A 21,198-nucleotide genomic window follows, 5' to 3' on the forward strand; every position below is an offset into this window, starting at 1 on the left:
AGTGACCCACGGAACGTGCAAAACGCGCGATCCAGACACGCGTTAGGCACGTGCCGTTATTCGTCGTCGCTGCGGCCGAGCTGAGGGCTCAGTGCCTTCAGTAGGTCAGCTGGAGCGGCTTGCATGACGTTCGGCCCGGCGATGTCGAAGAAGACCATCTCCAGCGTCGCGGCGTGCACGGTGAGAAACTCCCGCAGCCACTGGCCATCGCAAACCATGATCTGCGGGTTGATGTCGTTGGGAACCACACGCACGTAGTTCTCCGCCGCGGAGAAGAGCAGCAGCATGCGCTTGTCGGAGCCTTCGCGGCCGAAAACCCGTACCTGTGCCGCCTCGCCGTTGACGACGAGTTGCGGCACGATCATATAGTCGTTGCGCAGCGCATAGGCGACGGCGACGACGTCCTGCGCCGCCAGTGCGGCGGCAAGAGCCTCGGAACGGGTGTTGGCAGTCGTATCGGTCACCCATTCATTCAATCAGGCGTGGCCGTGCGTGCCCAACTGGCAGCGCACGCCACGAGCGAACGGATTCGAAAGCCCCGGCACCAACAGCGGTATGCACTGCCGAGAGATTTTGCGACGCCTCGTAATGTCGACATGAACGCATCGAAGCGGCCTAATTCTGCCGGTCATACGGACCGTTCTTCGGGACCGGACTCTAATTCAAAATCATGAGCGCCGGGGTGGCCGCCTTGATGCCGTCCACGGTCACGTGCAGGTAATAGGAGGCTCCGCCGGCCGGAACCGCAGTGCGGGTTGCGGCTTCACAGGTATCAACGGCCGAGCGGGTGCGATCCCACGCGATCGGTGTAGCGAGTGGCATGGCGACCCCGGGCTTGAGGGTCACCTGGGCGTCGATCGGGTTGGTCTGGCAGTCGGTCGAGGTCCAGTACACGTCTGTCCCGCTCATCACGGTGAACACCTGCCTGGCGTTACCGGCATTGATCACACAGTCGGTCGTTCCGATGTTGGTCAGGCCTAGCGACAGCTGCGGCAAGGCGTCGGCCGCGTAATTCGTCGCATCGGTGATGGCCGCGACCTCTACCGCAGATGGGTCGCAGGCAGCGCCGTCGACGGCAGTGGCCGTCTCGGGAATCGTGCTGGCGGCATCCGTCGGTGCGGCCGACTCGGTCAAGGCGGCCGCCGGTGATTTCGAGGTTGCCGCGTCGCCCTTGCTGGCTCCCGGTCGCACGATGATGAGGAAGAGAATGACGAGCACGGCGAGAAGCCCGAGCCCTACTACGAAACGCCGGCGCCGGTACACCTTGCTGGACTGGCGGCCGACCGATTGCTTGATCGTCGACATGCCCCAAGGTTATTGAAGACGGTGCCAGAACCCGGTAATGGTGTGCGTGTCGGCAGCAATTGATGCCGGAAGAATCGAGAGCCCGCCCGCAACCGAAGCGGTGCGGACGGGCCCGCGCAACCGCGGGGCTAGCGCGGGCCGTTCTTCAGCGGCTTCCTGGGGTGGTCGATTTTGACATCGGTCCAACCGATCACGTCACCGCTCGCATTCTGCGCAGAGACCCTGTACCGGCCGTGCTTGAGGTCGTCGGCGAGAGTGACGCTCACAGTGCCCTCGGCGCTCACGAGCAACCAACCACCGACGTTGTCGGCTTTCTTCTTGGAGTAGGCCCACACCGACACATATTCTCCGGCATGCTCCATTCCGACCTCGACTACAGCCCTGTCACCGGCCCGATAGGAATTCTGGTCGGTATCGATCGCGTTCTTGAGCTTCTTCGTCAGCTCTTTCGCTGAGGCAGCGGCAGGCGCCTCGCCCGGTTCGGCATTGACGGCCACCGCGACAGCCAGGCGCACGATGGTGCCCGATTCGACGGCCGTCATCTCCAGCACGCTGTTTTCGATCGCGTCGGCCGGTACCGTAACGGTCACGGTGGCCGTACCCGTCGAATCAACGGATGCCGTACCCACGTCGGCACCCGACCACTTCAGCGCGAGTTGCGTGTTTTTCGGGGCACCGAGCGACGTGAGGTTGAGACTTCCGACCGTGAGGGTGAGAGCGTCACCCGGGTTGACCGCTGCCGTGGGGGCCCCGGTGATCGAGGCCTGGTTGGCCTTGAACGACGGTGCCAGCGGGCTGTTCTGCTGGATGTAAGAAATCCACGCGTCCCGGTCGACGAGGCCGGAGTCGCGGGTATCCGTTCCATTCCTGAACTCGCGAAAATTGTCGCCGCCGGTGAGGAGAAAATTGAACGAACCGATGCGGTAGGACTGTGCCGGGTCGAGCTGCGTCCCGTCGATCCAGATGCCCGTCACACGGTCACCCGCGGCACGAGCGGCATCGAAGGTGTAATCCACGTTGTCACTCAGGCCGAGTTGCAGGAACGGACGGCTCGGAATCGTGCCATCGGCGTTGGTCTGCCACTGCTGTTCAAGAACGGACTTGAACTGTGCGCCGGTGAGACTTGTCGTCCACAAGTTGTTCAGGAACGGCAGCACCGCGTTCGCCTCGGCATACGTCACGACACCGTTGGGAGCGAGCGAAAGGTCGGCCCGAATACCACCGGGGTTGACGATGCCGATCTCGGCGCCGCCGATGGCAGGGTCAGCCAGGGACGCGCGCAACGAGTTGGCGACGAGGGAGCCCAGGGAAGAGGGAGCCATGCGATTTTCGGCGCACGGGGCGACTCCGCCGAGGCAGGCCCGGGTGATGTCGGCGGTGATCGATCCCACGGGCACGTTGCCCTGGATCGCCGCCTCCGCCAGCGCGGCATTCGTTATTGCCTGCACTTCGGCAACGCGCGGATAGCCGGCCGCGAGGTCGGCATCGGGTGCGGTGGAGCGGGCTACGTTGCGGTTGGTCACGGTGGTGGTGTCACCTGAGGCAATATCGTAGCTGAGTACGACCTGCCCGATGTTCTCGCCGTAGCTGCCGGTCTGGAGCACGGGGCGAGTCACGCCAGCGGCCGCGCCGGGGACCTGTGCGTCCCACGCGTACTGCTTGTGCGTATGGCCGGTGAAGATCGCGTCGACCGCGGCCGACGTGTCATTCACGATGTTCGCAAAGGCTTCGCCAGCGGCGAGTTCCTGCTCGAGCGTTGCACCGTCCGGCATTCCCGCGCCGGCGCCCTCGTGGTATTCGGCGATCAGCACATCGGCTTCGCCGTTGGACGGGTCGCCGTCGGTCAGTTGGGTTGCCACTCGGTTGACAGCTGCGACCGGGTCGCCGAAGCTCAGGGTCGCGATTCCGTTGGGTGACACGAGCGCGGGGGTCTCTTCGGTGACCGCGCCGATTACACCCACGGTGATGCCGGCCACGTCGAGCAGGGCGTATTCCTGCATCGCGGGCGTTTCCGTGCCGACGTTGTAAACGTTCGCTCCGAGATAGTCGAAGTCGGCCGCATCGGCCACCCGCCCGGTCAGGTCGCCGAAGCCCTGGTCGAACTCGTGGTTGCCCACGCCGGAAGCAGCGAGGTCGAGGGCGTTGAGAACGTCAATGGTGGGGCGGTCATTTTGCGACGCCGATGCGAACACCGAGGCTCCGATATTGTCGCCGTTCGACAGGAACAGCGAGTTCGCATCGCCGTACTCGGCGCGAAGCTGTTCGACGGTTCCCGCGAACTTGACGGTGTTCGCGTCAATGCGTCCGTGGAAATCGTTGATGTTGAGCAGGTTCAGTTCGATAGCAGTCGGTGACCTGAGGTTGAGACCAAGCACAACCGGGTCGTGGTCTGAGGAGCGGAACGCGTCGGCGACGTAGAAGTCGGTCACGTTGTTGTTGTACCGGCTGTACTCGAGGGCGACCGACTCCACCGAGTTGATGTTCCAAACATCGACGGCGTTCACCGCGGCATCCGCTTCGGGCGAAGCGAAGACGTGGTCCAGCGAGCCAACCGTGCCGCCGAAGGCATAGGTGTACTCGCCGCTGTCGTCGCCCTGGTTGATATAGCCGGCCTCCAGCAGTACTTGAATCGGGTCTTCCATGTCGTAGGCGTTGAAGTCTCCGGTGAGAAAGACCCGGTCGATGCCGGAATCGATCTTGACCTCGTCGGCGAAGGCCACGAGCGCACGGGCCTGCTCGATGCGGGTCGGGTTGGATGCTCCCTGGCCGTCACCCTGGTCGGCGTCGTCCCCGGTGCCCGACCCCTTTGATTTGAAGTGGTTGACGATGGCGAGGAAGCTGCTCTCGTCATCGCCGATCAGCGCAAATGCCTGGGCCAGCGGTTCGCGCGCGCGACCATTGAAGGCGACGGACTCGGTCAGAATGACCGAATCCCCCACCGTTTCGACGACAGCCGGCTTGTAGATGAACGCGGTGCGGATGACATCTTCGCTGGCTGGAAGTGCGGTCGGTGAAGCCACGAACGCCCACACGTTGCTACCCGCTGAAGCGTTCAGCGCCGCGGTCAGGTTCGCGAGGGCATCGTCGCGATCCTTGCCGAACGCGGCCGAGTTCTCGATCTCTTCGAGCGACACCACGTCGGCGTCGAGAGCGTTGATGGCCGAGACGATCTTGGCCTGCTGGCGTTCGAAACTGATCTGGGTCGCGGCGCCGCGGGCATCGCATCCGCCGCGCACCGTGGTCGGCACGCCGGCCCGGTCGTTGTAATACCGGCAGCCGTCGAGCGTGTCTCCCGTGGTGGAGAAATAGTTCAGAACGTTGAAACTGGCTAAGCGGATGTCCCCACCGACGTCTTTCGGCGCGTTCGTGCGGGTGTCGGCAAAGGTTACCGGCTGCACGGTCGCGGCGTTCGCCGGGACGAGGGCTGTGGTCGGCTGAAACTTCCAGGCGTCGTTGCGAAAGTCGAAGACGACCGGAGACCGGAACGACACCGCCGCGCCGATGCGCACCGGAGCGGTCGTTGACAGGTACGGAACCGGGCTGCCCTGGTTGGCGGCGGCGAGGTAGTTGGTGGTAGCCCCGTCGTCGAGCGTGACCGCGCGGCCGGCGTTCTCCGCGAGCGCTGTCTGGTATTGGGCTGATCCGGGCAGTGCTGTCACACTCGGATTGACCAGCGGCGTCGTTCCGGTGGCGAGTCCGATTTCGGCGTACTGGTTGGTCCGGTAGTTATTGGTGACGGTGAAGTCGCCCTGCGGCGCGAGCAGCATACCCTCAAGGGTTTCCCGCTGTTGCGTGTTGGTCGGCAATGAGACTGCGGCGGGTGTCACGGCCACAGTGCTGTCGGTGAGCTGGGTGACATCGCCAACGGTGCCGAAGGTGACCTCGGTCATGCCGAAGAACTCTACGACGGTGCCCACTACTTGCACGTAGTCACCGATCTGAACCTTGGCTTGTGCCGATTTGGAGTACGCGAAGACACCGTGCGAAGCAGTGTGGCTGGCGAGGTCCAGATCACCACCGGTACCAGCGGTCTGCAGGTAGAACCCGTTGAAGCCTCCGGTCGGGTAGGCGGCTGTGACCACACCGGAGGTCTTGACGACGGTTCCAGCGAGCGGGCTCGTGTCGGTCGTGCCCTGGATCGCGTCGATCGCTGTCAGGTCGTCGGGCACCGGGGTCGGGTCGGGGTCTGGCCCCGGTTCAACCGGGGTTCCCGTGTCACCGGCCGTGTTCGTCGGCGTGGGCACGTTCGAGCGGAAATCAGCGGCGTTCACGTCGGTGTCGACAAACGTTGTGCGATTCACCGAGGTGGTGACGGATGCCGCGGCTGCGGCCGTTCCCTCAAACGTGTTTGAGGTTCCGTAGCCGATCAGGTCGAGAATTTGCGCCTGACCGGTGAGTGAACCCGTGGCGGGGGCATTCAGCGCCGTGGGCTGGTTGGCGAAGAAGATCGTGCCGGCGGCGGCGGCGAAGGAGGCGCCGATGGAGGCATCCGGCGTCGGCAGTACGGCACCGTTGGCGGCGTTCGAGCTGCCCTGCACGAGATAGTAGCCGCCGGCCGCGATCGTGCCGGTCAGGGCAACGACCCCGGTTGGGTTCGATGATCCGCCGGCCGATCGGTATTGAATCGAGGTTCCGACGAGGGACACATCGGCGTCAGTCGGATTGTAAAGCTCGACGAACTTGTTCAGGTAGGTCGCGCCCGAGCTTCCCCCGTTCAGGTACGCCTCATTGATGACGACTCCGGTACCGGCGGTATTGGCGTTGGCCGGTATGGCAATGATCGGAGCGGCCGCGAGGCTCACCCCGAGCAGCGTGGCGAAAACCAACCTGGAGCGGCGGCGAACGGCGGATGACATGGATCTCCTCATTCATAGGTCGTGTCATCGCACCCGGGGCCGTGCGATCGAAAGACCTCCCGGCCCATGGAGTGGCGGGTGCAATTAAGCGCAGCCTAGCGACGGCCCATGTCCGGGGGGTAAACACCGCCTACTTTGCTCGTATGAGCACCGTTTAATGCCCGATTCGACCGCTCCGGCCCAATTCGTCAGTTCAGTCGCTTCACCATACGGGTGTTGCCGAGAGTGTTCGGCTTCACCCGGGCCAGGTCGAGAAACTCGGCCACACCCTCATCGGGCGAGCGCACGAGCTCGGCGTAGACGGCCGGGTCGACGGTTTCGGTGCCCATGTCACTAAACCCGTTGCGAGCGAAGAAGCCCACCTCGAAAGTGAGGCAGAACAGTCGGCTGAGGCCGAGGCCCTGGGCATCCGCTTCGAGGCGTTGCATGATCGCGTAGCCGACGCCGCGACCGAGCCATTTCGCGTCGACGGCAAGGGTGCGCACCTCGCCGAGATCCTCCCATATGACGTGGAGGGCGCCGCAGCCGATCAGAGCGCCGGAAGCATCAACGGCCACCCGAAATTCCTGCACCGCTTCGTAGAACACGACACGATCCTTGCCGAGCAGAATGCGCTGCTGCACGAGCGGTTCGACGAGCGCTTCGATGCCGGGCACGTCATTCGTGCGAGCGCGGCGCACCGTGTATCCCGTTTCCAAATTCACTCTCCCAGTCTATTGATCCCCCTTCCACCGACTCTCCCCGCGCGTAACTCCTGCAATTCGTGTTCGCTTCGACCGGCAGCCCTTGGAAAGACGCGGAAGTTGACTCGATGCTCCAAAATTTGCAGGAGTTGTGCGCACGCAGGGCCGCCCCGGGTACAGAAAAGGCCCGGCAGACGAATCTGCCGGGCCCTTTCAACGAAACTTCTAGTCGCTGGTGATGGCCAGGTCGGGGGTGGCCGGACCGGTGCCGATCGCGGCGGACGTGTTCACTCCGACGCCGACCGGGTCAACCCTGGTCGTCGTGGTGAAGACGTACGCGCCATCGACGTAATCCACGTGCACGTGGTCACCGGCATTGAGCTCGCCCTGCAGGATCTTCTCCGACAGTCGATCCTCCACCTCGCGCTGGATCGCGCGACGCAGCGGCCGAGCACCGAGCGTTGGGTCGAAACCGACCTCGATCAGGTGTTCTTTCGCCGAAACGGTAACCTCGACGGTCATGTCACGGTCGAGCAGACGCACACCAAGACGTTTGATGAACAGGTCGACGATCTGCAGCAACTCGGGCTTGGTCAGCTGCGGGAACACGATGATCTCGTCCACGCGGTTCAGGAACTCGGGCTTGAAGTGCTTCTTCAGCTCATCCTTCACCTTGCCGGCCATGCGCTCATACCCGGTGGTGCTGTCGCCTTCCAGCTGGAAGCCGACCGGTCCGCCCGAGATGTCCTTGGTACCGAGGTTGGTGGTCATGATGATGACGGTGTTCTTGAAGTCGACCACGCGGCCCTGGCCATCCGTCAACCGACCCTCTTCCAGAATCTGGAGCAGGGAGTTGAAGATGTCGGGGTGAGCCTTCTCGATCTCGTCGAACAGCACCACGGAGAACGGCTTGCGGCGCACCTTCTCGGTGAGCTGACCGCCCTCTTCGAAGCCGACGAACCCGGGAGGCGCACCGAACAGGCGCGACACGGTGTGCTTCTCGCCATACTCACTCATGTCGAGCGAGATCATGGCGGCCTCGTCGTCGAACAGGAACTCGGCAAGCGCCTTGGCGAGCTCGGTCTTGCCGACGCCGGTGGGGCCGGCGAAGACGAACGAACCGGAGGGACGCTTCGGGTCCTTCAGGCCGGCCCGGGTGCGACGAATGGTTTTGGCGAGCGCCGAGATAGCCTCTTCCTGACCGATGACGCGCTGGTGCAATGCCTTTTCCATGAAGACCAGCCGCGAGGATTCTTCCTCGGTGAGCTTGAACACGGGAATACCGGTGGCCTGGGCCAGAACTTCGGCGATCAGGCCTTCGTCGACGACCGCGGTGGTCTTGACGTCGCCGGACTTCCACTTCTTCTCGAGGCGCAGACGCTCGCCGAGGAGGTTCTTCTCCTCGTCGCGCAGGCCGGCAGCCTTCTCGAAGTCCTGCTCTTCAATGGCGAGTTCCTTGGCGGCGCGCACGACGGCGATCTTTTCGTCGAATTCGCGCAGCTCGGGCGGGCTCGAGAGGATCGACAGGCGCAGGCGGGCGCCGGCTTCGTCGATCAGGTCGATGGCCTTGTCGGGCAGGAACCGGTCGGAGACGTACCGGTCGGCGAGGTTCGCCGCAGCCACGAGTGCACCGTCGGTGATAGACACCTTGTGGTGCGCCTCGTAACGGTCCCGCAGTCCCTTGAGGATGTTGATGGTGTGCGGCAGCGACGGCTCATCCACCTGAATCGACTGGAAGCGGCGTTCGAGGGCGGCATCCTTCTCGAAGTGCTTGCGGTACTCATCGAGGGTGGTCGCACCGATGGTCTGCAGCTCACCACGGGCGAGGAGCGGCTTCAAGATCGACGCAGCGTCAATGGCGCCCTCGGCGGCACCCGCACCGACCAGGGTGTGGATCTCGTCAATGAAGACGATGATGTCGCCACGGGTGCGGATCTCCTTGGTGACCTTTTTCAGGCGCTCTTCGAAGTCACCGCGGTAGCGGCTGCCGGCGATGAGCGAGCCGAGGTCGAGCGAGTAGAGCTGCTTGTCCTTGAGCGTCTCGGGCACATCGCCCTTGACAATCGCCTGGGCGAGGCCCTCGACGACGGCGGTCTTGCCAACGCCAGGCTCACCGATCAGCACGGGGTTGTTCTTGGTGCGACGCGAGAGGATCTGCATGACCCGCTCGATTTCTTTCTCGCGCCCGATGACCGGGTCGAGTTTGTTGTCGCGGGCCATCTGGGTGAGGTTGCGACCGAACTGGTCGAGCACCTGGCTGCCGGCCGTGTTGGCCGCCTGCTCATTGGCACCGACCTGCACCTGCTCCTTCCCCTGGTAACCGGAGAGGAGCTGGATGACCTGCTGGCGCACGCGGTTGAGATCGGCGCCGAGCTTTACGAGAACCTGAGCGGCGACGCCCTCACCCTCGCGAATGAGGCCGAGCAGAATGTGCTCGGTTCCGATGTAGTTGTGGCCGAGCTGCAGCGCTTCGCGCAGGCTCAACTCGAGAACCTTCTTCGCCCGCGGCGTGAAGGGGATGTGGCCGGTGGGCTGCTGCTGCCCCTGGCCGATGATGTCCTGAACCTGCTCGCGCACGGCGTCCAGCGAGATACCGAGGCTCTCCAGAGCCTTGGCGGCGACGCCTTCACCCTCGTGAATCAGCCCGAGCAGAATGTGCTCGGTACCGATGTAGTTGTGGTTGAGCATCTTGGCCTCTTCCTGGGCCAAAACGACGACGCGACGAGCTCGGTCGGTAAATCTTTCAAACATGTGATCGCTCCCTTGGCGCCAGGGCAGTTGGTGCCGTTACATTGAGAGTAGCCAGCCTGCGCCGCTTCCGGGCGTTTGTTCGCCCTAGGCGTGACGGATGATGCGCGCGGCCCCCACCCACGGGCTCCGTCGCCAGCACGCGACGCCGGCGCACACCCTCTGTCTCAGGGCACAGGCCAGATACCGTTGCCCGCTGCTGCCACTGCGTCACACTCGCTCCGCAGCCGCCGTTTCTCGTCATCCGAGAGATCGGCGGCCCCGATGGCGATCTGCACCGCGGCGACACTGTCCTGGATCACGCTGCTGTGTGGTCCGGGTCCGGCCACCCAGCTGAGTTCACGCAACATCCGCACGACGCGCTCCGCGGATCGAGGGTCATTCAGCGCGTACCGAATCATTTGGCGCATCACCTGGTCCAACAAGTGTTCGAACGTTGGAAAGTTCAGGATGACTCGGGGTTGGTCTTGCTCGTCGACGTGGAGCTTCGGACCGGTGTGGCGGGCGGCAAGCGTGCAGAGCACTGCCGAGATATGCCCAACGGCGTGTACGGCCGTCGTCGGGTCGTTGATTCCCGGCGAGAGGGCACGACTGGCGACGTCGAGCAGCTGTTGGAGGCCGAAGCCGGCGTCCCAGGTGGATGTTCGCTCGAATCCCTTCGACAGGCTGTTAGTGATCCCCTCGCTCAAATCGGTCAACCGCTGGCCGTCCAGGGCGCGCCCGTCAGCCGGCCACGCCCTCGCGAACGGCACGCCGGAGATGAGGGAATCCCCGGGCATGGCGTCGATGACGACGAAGGAGTCTGCTTTCATCGCAGCCGCACGGACGGCGTTGGCATCGACGCCCAGCAGAAAGCCGGAGACGTCGCTTTCAATCAGCGTCCCTCCGGGCCTTGAACCGGCCAAGCCGGTCGGCCGGGCGTTCCCGTGCCGGGGAAAGATTCGCTCGATGGCCTGGCCCGCTTCGTCGTGGACGTCCCGCAACATGGTCTCAACACGAATCTGGATTGCCAGATGGGCCAGGAAGAACACCAGGGCGATCACACTCGCCAGAGTCAGCCCGAAGCCGACCGTGATGGAGATCCTTGGAACGAAACCGTCTCCCTCGCTCGTCTCCACGCGGATGCTCCGGAGCACCGTGAGCGAGAACACGAACGTCGCGAGAAAAAGCGCCAACGTGTTGTGCACGAAGACGTCGCGGGAGAAGGTTCGCAGCAGTCGGGGCGAGAATTGGCTGCTCGCCAGCTGCAGAGTCACAACCGTGAGCGAAAACGTGAGCGACGTGACCGTGACCAAGGAGCCGGCAATGGTTTGCATCACGGCCTGGGCCGCCTCAGGCCCTCCACCGAACAGAAACCCCGCCACGACGACCGGAAGGTGGTCCTGGAACTGGCGGTCGAGGTAGGGCACCAACTGGCCCAGACATATGGCAGCCAGGGCCGCAACCAGGGGCACGGGCCACAGTTGCGTTCGCAGGGAATCCCTCAGATTGCCGACGCCGGTCGATGGGCTCATGTCAGGCGTTCCGGGGCAGTGACACGTTCAAAGCGAGGGTGCGAATCATGCCCTGAACCCTAGCGCTCCCCGAGCCGAACGGGGGGCATGAAATATCACGGCCAGCCGCCGCCACTACTGAACCGCGGAGGTCAGCCTGGCGAGGTTGTCGAGAATGGTGGAGCGCAGCGGCTGCTTGCGCCATTCTTCAAGGGTCAGCTCGCGGCTGTTCACGCGGTTCTCGTCTTCCATGACACGCAGGTTGCGCACAAACGACCGCCCGCGCACCATGAGCGATACCTCCATGTTCAGGCTGAACGAGCGCTGGTCCATATTGCTCGACCCGACGACGGCGACTTCATCGTCGATGGTGAAATGCTTGGCGTGCAGAATATAGGGCGCCTTGTACATGTAGATGTGCACTCCCGCGGTCAGCAACTCCTCGTAGTAGGAGCGTTGGGCGTGATAGACGACGGCCTGATCACCGATCTCCGACACGATTAACTCCACGTGAAGACCCCGCTGCACGGCGGTCGTGATGGCGTACATGATCGATTCGTCCGGCACGAAGTACGGGCTCGTGATGATGATGCGATCCTGCGCGTAATAGAGCAGTGCGAGGAACAGTCGCAGGTTGTTCTCGCCCTTGAACCCAGGGCCGCTCGGCACGACCTGACAGTCGAGCGCATCCGTGACCGGTCGCGGATGCACCGGCTCGATGTCGCGGGTGAGCAGCTCGTTGGTCTCGCTATACCAGTCGGTGATGAAGATGGCATTGAGCCCTGACACGATCGGACCCTCCAAGCGGGTCATGAAGTCCTTCCACTGCAAACCGCGACGAATATTGCCTCTCATGTTGTAGCTGCGATCGATGATGTTCTGCGATCCCATGAACCCGACCAGGCCATCGACGATGAGCAGCTTGCGGTGGTTGCGCAGGTCGGGCCGTTGCCATTTACCCTTGAACGGTTGCACCGGCAGCATGAGCTCCCACTTGATTCCGGCATCCGTCAATCGTTTCTTGGTTTGGCGAAAACCGGGCTTGCGCATGGACTGGATATGGTCCATGAGCACGCGCACGCTCACACCGCGCTTGTGCGCATTCTCGAGGGCATCGAAGAAGGGGGCGGTGGTGTGGTCGAGCGAGAGAATGTAGAACTCGACATGCACGTATTTTTGGGCCCGGTCGATGTCGGCGATCATGGTGTCGAAGGCCACTTGGTATTCACCGATCAGGCTCGCCGTATTGTCGCCGACCAGGGGCATCGCTCCGAGGTTGCGATTAAGCTCGACGACGGACTCCAACCAGCTCGGCCACGGGTGGTCGTGCTGGACGCGTTCCATGCCCTCGGTGCTGTCCAGGATGAACTGGTTGATCTCTTCCTGCATGGCGAGGCGTTTTCGGGGCAGAACGCGGTAGCCGATCAGCAAAAAAAGCAGTACGCCTACGTACGGAATGAAAAAGATGGTCAGCAACCACGCCATGCCCGACATGGGACGGCGATTGCGCGGAACCACGATGATAGCCACGACACGAACGGAAAAGTCAACGATCAAGGCCAACAGAACGGTGATGGTCAGGCCGTCGATGCCGAGCATCGGTACTTAGGTGACCGGTTTGTCGAGACCGAGTCGGGCGCGTTCTTCGGCTTCGATTTGGGCGTACACCTTACGTTCGGTGCGATCGGCGCGCAGGATTGAGCGCAGCATCAACCAGAACATCAGGCCAAGCGCAATGGTGGGCACGACCGAAAATACCGCGTTACCCCAAAAGTTCTCAATCACGTATTTAGTTTACGCGCAAAGGCTGGGAGGGCAGCTACTTGCTGAGCAGTCCGATGATGCCGCTACCTAAGTAGTAGACCCCGACGCCGCCGATGATTACCCAGATGGCGATGCGATTCATGGATGGAGACTTGCGCCCACCCTTGTCGGGTGTCAACTGATCGTCCGGCAGATAGCTCATTATTTCACCAGGGGGAAGAGAATCGTCTCACGAATACCGAGACCGGTCAGTGCCATGAGCATGCGGTCAATGCCCATACCCATACCCCCGGTTGGCGGCATGCCGTATTCGAGCGCGCGCAGAAATTCTTCGTCGAGGCGCATCGCCTCCGGGTCTCCCCCGGCGGCGAGACTCGCCTGTTCGATGAAGCGTTCACGCTGCACAACCGGGTCCACCAGTTCGGAGTAGCCGGTTGCCAGTTCAAATCCGCGCACGTAGAGGTCCCACTTCTCGACCACGCCGGCCACAGAGCGGTGCCCGCGCACGAGCGGGCTGGTGTCGATGGGAAAGTCCATGACGAAGGTCGGGCGTACCAGATCGCCCTTGACGAAGTGCTCCCAGAGCTCTTCGACGTACTTGCCGTGAATGGGGTGGTCGATCTCGATGCCTTCGCGTGCGGCGAGCCGGGCCAGGTCGGCGAGGGGCGTCTCGGGCGTGATCATGATGCCTGCGGCTGCCGACAGGCTGTCGTACATGCCAATGCGGTCCCAGTCGCCGCCGAGGTCGAACAGGGTGCCGTCGGCCCAGGTCACCACGTGCGAACCGGCGATCGCGAACGCGGCATCCTGAATCAGCTTCTGGGTGAGATCGGCGATGGAATTGTAATCGCCGTACGCCTCATACGCTTCGAGCATCGCGAACTCGGGCGAGTGAGTGGAGTCGGCGCCCTCGTTACGGAAGTTGCGGTTGATCTCGTAGACCCGGTCGATGCCGCCGACGACCGCGCGCTTCAAGAACAGTTCGGGGGCGATCCGTAAAAAAAGTTCGGTGTCGAAGGCGTTGCTGTGAGTTTGGAATGGCCGAGCGGATGCCCCGCCATGCATCGTTTGCAGCATCGGAGTCTCGATCTCGATGAAGCCTCGATCGGTGAACGTCGTGCGCAGGCTCGCCACCGCCTTGGATCGGGACAGCACGTTGGTGCGGGCCTGTTCCCGGCTGATCAGATCGAGGTAGCGGCTGCGCACCCGGGTCTCTTCGCTGAGTTCAGAGTGCAGGTTGGGCAGCGGCAACAGGGCCTTCGCGGCGACCTTCCAGTCGGTGACCATGATCGACAGCTCACCGCGGCGGCTGGAGATGACCTCGCCCGCCACGAACACATGGTCGCCGAGGTCGACGAGGTCTTTCCAGGCCGTGAGGGATTCATCGCCGACGGCGGCGAGAGAGACCATGGCCTGGATGCGGGTGCCGTCGCCGCTTTGCAGGCTCGCGAAGCACAGTTTGCCGGTGTTGCGTAGGTGCACGATGCGGCCGGCCAGTCCCACGGTGACGCCGCTGGTGGCATCCGCTTCGAGCTGGTCGAATTCGGCGCGCACGGCCGGAATGGTGTGGGTGACCGGAACCGACACCGGGTATGCGCCGCCGGCCGGGCTCGCAGCGGCCGCGTTCAGGCGGTCCCGTTTGCCGAGGCGCACGGCCTTCTGCTCGTTCATCTCCGCGTCGGAGAAGCCTTCGTCGTTCGAGGCTGGCGTGGGGTTCTGGCTCATGCGGTTCTCCGTTGGTGCTGTTGTTTCACAAAAAAAGCGGATGCTGCGACTCACCCGAGGTTGAGCGACACGTTGTCGATCAACCGGGTCCTGCCGACGCGTGCGGCCACGAGCAACCGCGCCGGCCCGCGATAATCGTCGTGCACGGCCAGCAGGGTTTCCGGGTGCACGATCACGAGATAGTCCAGTTTAACCAACGGCTGGGCGGCAATACGTGCATGCGCAGCAGCGCGGGCAGCGGCGGGGCCGGCCTCTGCCGCTTCCACAGCCGCGGTGAGAGCGGCAAACAGGGCCTGCGCGGCCGTGTGCTGCGCCTCGTCAAGGTAGCGATTACGACTGGACAGTGCCAGCCCGCCCGGCTCCCGCACGGTCTCGACGACCTCGATGGCGCTGCGCACGCTGAGCTCGTCTACCAAGCGCTGCACGAGAAAAGCCTGCTGGCCATCTTTCTGGCCGAAAACTGCGACATCCGGGGTCACGATGCCGAGCAATTTCGCCACAACGGTGAGCATGCCGTCGAAGTGCCCTGGTCGCGCAGCGCCCTCATAGAGTGCGCCGACTGGACCGGCGATGACGCGGATGCCGCTCCCCCCGCCCGGAAACATCTCCCGGGCACTCGGCGCGAACACGAACGAGACGTTCTCGGCTCCAAGAGCGGCGAGGTCAGCGTCGAGCGTGCGCGGGTAACTGTCGAGGTCTTCACCGGCGCCGAACTGCAGCGGGTTGACGAAAATCGACACCACCACGATGCCGCCCAGTGCGTGCGCTCGTCGCACCAACGCGAGATGGCCGGCGTGCAGGGCGCCCATTGTCGGCACGAGCACGATGCGCGTATCGCCACCGGTCAGCGCAGCACTGTCGCGGGCCCGCCCCAGACGGTCCTGCAGCTCGGCGATGGTATTCACTACTTGGATGGTGCTCATTCGACCTCCCGGTCGTCGTCAAGCGGATGCTGCCGCTGCTCTATTTCGTCGAACCCGGCGAGGTCCAGCCGTTTTGGGCTTGTGCGCGCGAGAGCGTTTTCCATCGCGGAGCGCAGCAGCGGACCAAGAATAGCCCCCGGATGTTCCAGACCGATCCCCGCGAGCAGGTGCGTGGCCTGCTCGACGATCGAGGTGGAGAAGGCGGTAGCGATCTGGATGGCTTCGGCGTAGCTGGCCCGGTCGGCCTCCGCGACGATGAGCGGTTCGCCGCCCATCTCCACGGCGAGCGCCTGCCCGATCGGCAGTACCGGGCCGGGGGCGGTCACGGCGAAGTAGCTGTCGGCAAGTCGGGCCAGGTCGAGGCTGGTACCAGTGAACGCCATGGCCGGGTGGATGGCCAGCGGAATAGCGCCGGCGGCCTGCGCTGGCGCGAGCACCGTGGTGCCGTAGCGAGCGGAGGTGTGCAGCACCAGCTGGCCGGGCTGCCAGGTGTGTGTTGCCGCGAGTCCCTTCACGAGGCTATCCAGCTGGGCGTCGGGCACCGCAATAATGACCAGTTCGCTGCGTTCGACGACCTCGGGCACCGTCAGGATCGGCACGAGCGGCAAGATGGCTTCGGCCCGATCACGGCTGGCCTGCGAGATCGCGGAGATGCCGACGATCGCGTGGCCTGCACCGGCGAGCGCGGCGCCGAGAATGGGGCCGACGTGGCCGGCGCCGATGATACCGACGCCGAGGCGTCCCGGTTTGGCGTTCATTGCGTTGCTTTCTGCGTTGGTGGGGTGGTGCGGCTCCAGTGGTGGCTGGTGTCGGCGAGCGCCGACCGTACCGCCCCGGTGGACATCCACTCGAACAGCACGAGGGCTTCGTCGACGTCGATGACGCTGAGTGAGGCGGTGACCGGGCCGGCGACCGTGTGCAGGGCAGCCGACGCGAGGCGCAGGCGACGACGAATCGCGCCCTGGCTGATACGCACTCCCTGCATTCGGGCCAGGGGCACCAGAATCAGGTCGCGAGAGAGTACGCCGCGCCGGATCAGGGCGACGCTGCCCGAGACCGCCCAGCCGGTGCGCCACCAGGAGAACGGACGCAGCCACACGGCCCGGGCGGGCGCATTGCTGTAGAAATCGGCGACGCCGGCGTCACGCTTGCGGCCGCCGAGCATGCCGTTTTCGATCAGGGCACGATGGGTGTCCGTGTCAAAGCCGGGCAGCGCGAGTTGCAGTACCTTTTCCACGTCGGCCAGGGTCCCGACCGGCAGCAACGTGGTTCCCGTCACCGCGGTCGAGCTGCGACCGGAGGCCTGCCCGGCCGTGTTGATGCTGATCTGCCACCAGCCGAACCGACGCCAGAGAATGGGCTGCGACACCTCGATAGCGTGGATACGCCCGGGAGGCAGGGTCTGGCTGCTGGTCGAGAGCAGCCCGTAGCCGACTCGTACGCCATCAGGGGTGCCCGCAATGCTGAAACGCAGCGTCTTGGTGATGCGGGAAAAGTAATACCCGACACTACCGATGAGGCCGGGCAGCACGGCCACGAGCACCCAGCCGCTGCTTCCGGCGACGACGCTGATAATCAGGCCGATGCCGGCCAGCAGCAGGAAGACGGTGAAGCCGCTGAGCACGACCGACCCGATCAGGCGGCGCGGTAGAATGCGCACCACCGAGTCCGGCCAAGCGGCATCCGGGTCCAGTTCCGGTGCCCGAAACTCCTGGAATCGCGCGCTCGCGAAGTCGCCGAGGGCGGAATGAGCAGCGGGCAGTCCGTCTACGGCCGACGCTTGGTCAACCGGCGCATCGGGCGCGGCGGGCTGTTTGGCCTGCCGCAGGCCGGAGGCGAGATGCAGGATGTCGCGGCGCAGGTCATCCGCATGTTTCGAGCCGAGGTAGGCGAGTTGCACGTTGCCGTCCTGCCCCGCGACGGTGATTTCGAGCCGGGCAGCGCCAAACAGCCGGGGAATCAACGGCCGGGTCAGGTTGACGCCCTGCACTCGGTCGAGGCGGGCTTTACGATTACTGCGAAAAATAAGGCCGCTGCGCACTTCGACGATTTCTCCGGTCACGCGAAAGGTATGCGTGCGCCAGGACAGGTAGAAGACCACCAGAATCACCAACAGCACGCCAGCGATGATGAGCAAAGCCCACCCAGTTGCTCCGCGCTCGTAGATGGTATCGATCGGATCGCCGCCGTAATTCTCTTCGCCGATGAACAGGTCGATGAGGCGTTCGCGCAGGTTGGCAATGATGAAACCGATGATGGCCACCATGAAAATGCCGCCGCGCAGCAGCGGTGTCGCCGGGTGGAGGCGGTGCCATTCGCCATCGGTGAGATCGGTGCGCGGTGCGGCGAGGTGCGGCCGTGCGCGAGCAACCGGTTCCTCGTTCACAGCCCCGCCCGGCGGCTCTCGGCCAGCTCCACCAGCCGGTCACGCAGGCTCTCCGCATCGGCCTCGGCCAGGCCGGGAATAGACACGCTGGCACTCGCAGCGGCCGTCACGAACTTGAGGTCGGCCAGTCCGAGCCAGCGGGCGACTGGGCCGCGAGTGATGTCGATGAGTTGCATGCGCCCGTAGGGCACCGCCACGAAACGTTGAAAGAGGATACCCCGGCGAAAGAGCAGGTCATCCGCGCGCAGCAGGTAGCCGATGGAGCGCACCCGGCGCGGTTCGAACACGAGGTTGATGATGGACACGGCGAGGACCACGATTCCGACCCACATCGCCCAGGTCTGATCGAGCAACAGCCAAAGCAGTGCCGCTGCGCCGCAGACCACGACGGCGTTGACGATGGTGCCGACGATCTCCACCACCACATACTTCGGAGAAACCCGCTTCCATTCGCCGGTCTCGGCCAGTTCGAGCCGATCGGACGATTCAGGTGCCGGTTCAGCCTGCTGCCCGGCGGACGGGTTGAGTTCGCGATCAGGCACGGGTGCCTCCCGAGTCGTCGGTGTCGTCGTCGGGAGGGAGGGTGCAGAAGTATTCGGCCACGAGACCGGCCGTGAGCATGAGGGCCGCGCCAATGGCCGTGCCGACCGCGAGCCACAATGACGTGACGGCGGGAACGACCGATCGGGTGAGAATGTACAGCACGATGCCGAGGGCTGCGCCAAAAAGCAGCGACGCCGAAAGCGAGGTCGCCTTCGACAATACGGCGACCCGCATAGCCCAGAACGGGTCGATGCGGCGCAGCGCCTTACGACGGCTGCCCTGGCGCACCTGCCATGCCAGGCTGACGATCACGACGCCCAGCAGAATCAGAGTCAGCGGCAGGGTGACGGGCGGGACCACGATCGGGGCACCGGAAGCCGCGAAGGCGATCTCGACGAGAAAGCCGACGACGAGACCGATGAGCAGAACGGCCAGCAACCCGGTCGCCTGTGAGCGCTTCATTGCCGTGTTCCGAGAGTCGGTGCGAGGGCGCCGGTATCCGGCGCGCGTCGCACCGTGTTGCCGGTTGCGGCCAGCAGGTCGCGCACCACCCCACGGCCGGGGATGGCGGCCCCGGGGTCGAGATCGAGCCAGGGTACGAGTACGAAATCACGTTCCGCCGCGCGTGGGTGCGGCAGGGTCAGACGGTCGTCGTCGATCCTCAGCTCCCCAAACACGATGAGGTCGATATCGAGCGTGCGGTCGCCCCAGCGGTCAGCGCGCACCCGGCCGTGCTCCGCCTCGATAGCATTGACAGCGTCGAGCAGGGTGTACGGGTCACCGCTGTAGTCGATGGTCAGCACCGCGTTGAGGTACTGCGGAGCGGTCTCGTCCACGCCATCGAGTTTCACCGCGGCGGATTCGTAGACGGGTGAGACGCCAACCAGCGTGGCACCGGCCAGGCCGGCAAGATCGTGCACGGCGTCCGCCAGCGTGGCCGTCCGGTCACCGAGATTGCTGCCGAGGGCGAGTACAACGCGTTCGCTGCGACCGGTCATGGCCGCGACCGGGTGATCTGCACGGCGACGTCGGTGAACGGAACCGAAATCGGAGCCTGTGGTTTGTGCACCGTGACCTGCACGCGCAGCGCCGGCGGGTGGGCCAGCACGACCTTCGCGATGCGTTCGGCGACGGTTTCGATGAGGTCGACCGGGTTGTGCGCCGCCGCCGCGGTGACCTCCTCCGCGAGGGTGCCGTAGTGGATGGTCTGGGTCACGTCATCGCTCGCGGCCGCCTGGAGCAGGTCGAGCCAGACCGTCACGTCGATGACGAAGTCCTGCCCGTTTTCTTTCTCAAAATCGTAGACGCCGTGGTGGGCGTTCACCCGCAGGCCGGTGAGGGTGATCGAATCAGTCATAGGTCTATTGTGACGGACGCAGCGCCCGGCACCTGCCTCGTACCCGGGGGCGTCCACTGGCGCACGCTGGCGAGCACGTTGAGGGCCGTGCGCGTCGCGGCGACGTCGTGCACGCGCACGGCCCAGGCTCCGGCCTGGGCAGCCAGCACGCTGATCACCGCCGTCGGCAGGTCACGATCCAGCACGGGCGCGTCCACCGGCAGCACACCGGCGAGAAAGCGTTTGCGCGACGCCCCGACCATAACCGGAAATCCCAGTTCTGCGAAGGCGTCGAGCCGGTTGATGAGTTGCCAGTTGTGTTCGGTCGTTTTGGAGAATCCGAGCCCGGGATCGAGCACGATGTTCTCCCGAGCCACTCCGGCGGCAGTCAAGGCATCGACGCGGGCGCTCAGTTCGGCGATGACATCGGTGACGACATCTCCGTAGTCGGAACGAGCGTCCATCTGCTGGGCATGAGCGCGCCAGTGCATGGCCACATAGGTCAGGCCGGTGTCGGCGGCGACGGCAGCCATGCCGGGGTCCGCGAGCCCGCCCGACACATCGTTGATGATGCTCGCCCCCGCTTTCGCGGCGGCGAGTGCTGTGGCGGCATTGAGTGTGTCGATGCTCAGGCGCAGTCCCTGACTGACGAGCTCCGTGACCACCGGAAGGATTCGGCGCTGCTCGTGTTCCGGCGCGACACGGGTGGCGCCGGGCCGGGTGGACTCGCCGCCCACATCGATCAGGTCGGCGCCCTGGGCGTGCAGCAGCAGTCCGTGCTCGATGGCGGCATCCGTTGACGCCCACTGGCCACCATCACTGAAGGAGTCGGGGGTGACATTGAGCACCCCCATGATGAGCGTCACCCGCCAGCCGAAATCAGCGCAATGATTTCGGCGCGGGCTATCGGTTCCATCAGGGTGCCGCGGGAGGCCATGGTCACGGTGGAACTCGCGGCTTGGCGCGAGCCACGGGTGCCGACGCAGCCGTGCACGGCGTCGAGCACGACCAACACGCCGACCGGGTCGAGCCCTTCCTGCAGTGCGTCAGCGATCTCCTCGGTCAGACGTTCCTGCAACTGCGGCCGGGCGGCAATGGTCTCCACCACGGCGGGCAGCCGTCCGAGGCCGACGACGCGATCCCGTGGTAGATACGCCACGTGGGCGGTGCCGAGAAACGGCAGCAGGTGGTGTTCACACATCGAGCGGAAGGCGATATCGCGCAGCAGCACGAGTTCACCGGTACTGCCTTCGACCGGAACGAAGTCTTGCAGCAGGTCTTGCGGATTCTGATCGAGCCCCGCGAAGAACTCGGCGTAAGCATCCGCTACCCGTCGTGGCGTGCTCTCCAGCCCGGCCCGCTCGGGGTCCTCACCGATTGCGGCGAGTATCTCCGAGACGGCCACCCGGATGCGCGCCCTGTCCACTGCCACGAGC

Annotated in this window: 19 protein-coding genes; all 19 read right to left on the reverse strand. The window is 64.5% G+C overall.

All coding sequences use genetic code 11. The features are described 5' to 3' along the window. Window positions 1–56 precede the first annotated feature (56 nt). Complete coding sequence (locus CXY74_RS02450; protein WP_199183125.1) at window positions 57–464, reverse strand: dehydrogenase; 408 nt, start codon at window positions 462–464, stop codon at window positions 57–59. Window positions 465–657: 193 nt separating this feature from the next. Further along, the gene (locus CXY74_RS02455; protein WP_104198968.1) at window positions 658–1,305 is read right to left on the reverse strand and encodes a hypothetical protein; all 648 of its coding nucleotides are present in this window, start codon (window positions 1,303–1,305) and stop codon (window positions 658–660) included. Between the two features lie 128 nt (window positions 1,306–1,433). Next, the gene (locus CXY74_RS02460; RefSeq protein WP_104198969.1) at window positions 1,434–6,161 is read right to left on the reverse strand and encodes an ExeM/NucH family extracellular endonuclease; all 4,728 of its coding nucleotides are present in this window, start codon (window positions 6,159–6,161) and stop codon (window positions 1,434–1,436) included. A 188-nt stretch (window positions 6,162–6,349) separates the two neighbouring features. Then, window positions 6,350–6,865 (reverse strand): amino-acid N-acetyltransferase, encoded by a 516-nt coding sequence (locus CXY74_RS02465; RefSeq protein WP_104198970.1) that lies wholly within the window; start codon window positions 6,863–6,865, stop codon window positions 6,350–6,352. 204 nt (window positions 6,866–7,069) lie between these two features. After that, window positions 7,070–9,595, reverse strand: coding sequence for an ATP-dependent Clp protease ATP-binding subunit (locus CXY74_RS02470; protein ID WP_104198971.1), 2,526 nt, complete (start codon window positions 9,593–9,595; stop codon window positions 7,070–7,072). 164 nt (window positions 9,596–9,759) lie between these two features. After that, window positions 9,760–11,106 carry a DUF2254 domain-containing protein gene (locus CXY74_RS02475; RefSeq protein WP_104198972.1) on the reverse strand — a complete coding sequence of 449 codons (1,347 nt, stop codon included), beginning with the start codon at window positions 11,104–11,106 and terminating at the stop codon, window positions 9,760–9,762. A 114-nt stretch (window positions 11,107–11,220) separates the two neighbouring features. Next, window positions 11,221–12,684, reverse strand: a complete 1,464-nt coding sequence (gene cls, locus CXY74_RS02480; protein WP_104198973.1) for a cardiolipin synthase — start codon at window positions 12,682–12,684, stop codon at window positions 11,221–11,223. A 6-nt stretch (window positions 12,685–12,690) separates the two neighbouring features. Beyond that, window positions 12,691–12,870 carry a hypothetical protein gene (locus CXY74_RS02485; protein WP_104198974.1) on the reverse strand — a complete coding sequence of 60 codons (180 nt, stop codon included), beginning with the start codon at window positions 12,868–12,870 and terminating at the stop codon, window positions 12,691–12,693. A gap of 34 nt (window positions 12,871–12,904) precedes the next feature. After that, complete coding sequence (locus CXY74_RS17470) at window positions 12,905–13,051, reverse strand: hypothetical protein (RefSeq protein WP_158252281.1); 147 nt, start codon at window positions 13,049–13,051, stop codon at window positions 12,905–12,907. Continuing rightward, window positions 13,051–14,574, reverse strand: a complete 1,524-nt coding sequence (gene lysS, locus CXY74_RS02490; RefSeq protein WP_104198975.1) for a lysine--tRNA ligase — start codon at window positions 14,572–14,574, stop codon at window positions 13,051–13,053. Before lysS ends, CXY74_RS17470 begins: the two co-directional genes overlap by 1 nt. 50 nt (window positions 14,575–14,624) lie before the next feature. Then, window positions 14,625–15,497, reverse strand: a complete 873-nt coding sequence (gene panC, locus CXY74_RS02495; protein WP_104198976.1) for a pantoate--beta-alanine ligase — start codon at window positions 15,495–15,497, stop codon at window positions 14,625–14,627. Then, entirely contained in the window at window positions 15,494–16,255 is a 762-nt protein-coding gene (locus CXY74_RS02500) for a Rossmann-like and DUF2520 domain-containing protein (RefSeq protein ID WP_104198977.1), read from the reverse strand. The genes panC and CXY74_RS02500 overlap by 4 nt, the downstream gene beginning before the upstream one ends. After that, a complete protein-coding gene (locus tag CXY74_RS02505; protein WP_104198978.1) occupies window positions 16,252–17,883 on the reverse strand; it encodes a PH domain-containing protein in 1,632 nt (543 codons plus the stop codon). The genes CXY74_RS02500 and CXY74_RS02505 overlap by 4 nt, the downstream gene beginning before the upstream one ends. Beyond that, window positions 17,880–18,425 carry a PH domain-containing protein gene (locus CXY74_RS02510; protein ID WP_104198979.1) on the reverse strand — a complete coding sequence of 182 codons (546 nt, stop codon included), beginning with the start codon at window positions 18,423–18,425 and terminating at the stop codon, window positions 17,880–17,882. Before CXY74_RS02510 ends, CXY74_RS02505 begins: the two co-directional genes overlap by 4 nt. After that, window positions 18,418–18,888, reverse strand: coding sequence for a DUF3180 domain-containing protein (locus CXY74_RS02515; protein WP_104198980.1), 471 nt, complete (start codon window positions 18,886–18,888; stop codon window positions 18,418–18,420). The genes CXY74_RS02510 and CXY74_RS02515 overlap by 8 nt, the downstream gene beginning before the upstream one ends. Further along, window positions 18,885–19,424 carry a 2-amino-4-hydroxy-6-hydroxymethyldihydropteridine diphosphokinase gene (gene folK, locus CXY74_RS02520; RefSeq protein WP_104198981.1) on the reverse strand — a complete coding sequence of 180 codons (540 nt, stop codon included), beginning with the start codon at window positions 19,422–19,424 and terminating at the stop codon, window positions 18,885–18,887. Before folK ends, CXY74_RS02515 begins: the two co-directional genes overlap by 4 nt. After that, complete coding sequence (folB, locus tag CXY74_RS02525) at window positions 19,421–19,783, reverse strand: dihydroneopterin aldolase (RefSeq protein WP_104126057.1); 363 nt, start codon at window positions 19,781–19,783, stop codon at window positions 19,421–19,423. Before folB ends, folK begins: the two co-directional genes overlap by 4 nt. Continuing rightward, window positions 19,780–20,628, reverse strand: a complete 849-nt coding sequence (folP, locus tag CXY74_RS02530) for a dihydropteroate synthase (protein ID WP_104198982.1) — start codon at window positions 20,626–20,628, stop codon at window positions 19,780–19,782. The genes folB and folP overlap by 4 nt, the downstream gene beginning before the upstream one ends. Further along, a complete protein-coding gene (folE, locus tag CXY74_RS02535; RefSeq protein WP_104198983.1) occupies window positions 20,625–21,194 on the reverse strand; it encodes a GTP cyclohydrolase I FolE in 570 nt (189 codons plus the stop codon). The genes folP and folE overlap by 4 nt, the downstream gene beginning before the upstream one ends. Between the last annotated feature and the right edge of the window lie 4 nt (window positions 21,195–21,198).

It is taken from the genome of Cryobacterium sp. Y29 (assembly GCF_002929825.1).
Lineage (GTDB): Bacteria > Actinomycetota > Actinomycetes > Actinomycetales > Microbacteriaceae > Cryobacterium.

What these genes read in the sequence shown, in the direction of transcription:
- panC (WP_104198976.1), bottom strand. Translation starts at nt 15,497, where the DNA reads ATGAGCACCATCCAAGTAGTGAATACCATCGCCGAGCTGCAGGACCGT.
- folB (WP_104126057.1), bottom strand. Translation starts at nt 19,783, where the DNA reads ATGACTGATTCGATCACCCTCACCGGCCTGCGGGTGAACGCCCACCAC.
- lysS (WP_104198975.1), bottom strand. Translation starts at nt 14,574, where the DNA reads ATGAGCCAGAACCCCACGCCAGCCTCGAACGACGAAGGCTTCTCCGAC.
- cls (WP_104198973.1), bottom strand. Translation starts at nt 12,684, where the DNA reads ATGCTCGGCATCGACGGCCTGACCATCACCGTTCTGTTGGCCTTGATC.
- CXY74_RS02475 (WP_104198972.1), bottom strand. Translation starts at nt 11,106, where the DNA reads ATGAGCCCATCGACCGGCGTCGGCAATCTGAGGGATTCCCTGCGAACG.
- CXY74_RS02515 (WP_104198980.1), bottom strand. Translation starts at nt 18,888, where the DNA reads ATGAAGCGCTCACAGGCGACCGGGTTGCTGGCCGTTCTGCTCATCGGT.
- CXY74_RS02470 (WP_104198971.1), bottom strand. Translation starts at nt 9,595, where the DNA reads ATGTTTGAAAGATTTACCGACCGAGCTCGTCGCGTCGTCGTTTTGGCC.
- CXY74_RS02500 (WP_104198977.1), bottom strand. Translation starts at nt 16,255, where the DNA reads ATGAACGCCAAACCGGGACGCCTCGGCGTCGGTATCATCGGCGCCGGC.
- CXY74_RS02455 (WP_104198968.1), bottom strand. Translation starts at nt 1,305, where the DNA reads ATGTCGACGATCAAGCAATCGGTCGGCCGCCAGTCCAGCAAGGTGTAC.
- CXY74_RS02460 (WP_104198969.1), bottom strand. Translation starts at nt 6,161, where the DNA reads ATGTCATCCGCCGTTCGCCGCCGCTCCAGGTTGGTTTTCGCCACGCTG.
- CXY74_RS17470 (WP_158252281.1), bottom strand. Translation starts at nt 13,051, where the DNA reads ATGAGCTATCTGCCGGACGATCAGTTGACACCCGACAAGGGTGGGCGC.
- folK (WP_104198981.1), bottom strand. Translation starts at nt 19,424, where the DNA reads ATGACCGGTCGCAGCGAACGCGTTGTACTCGCCCTCGGCAGCAATCTC.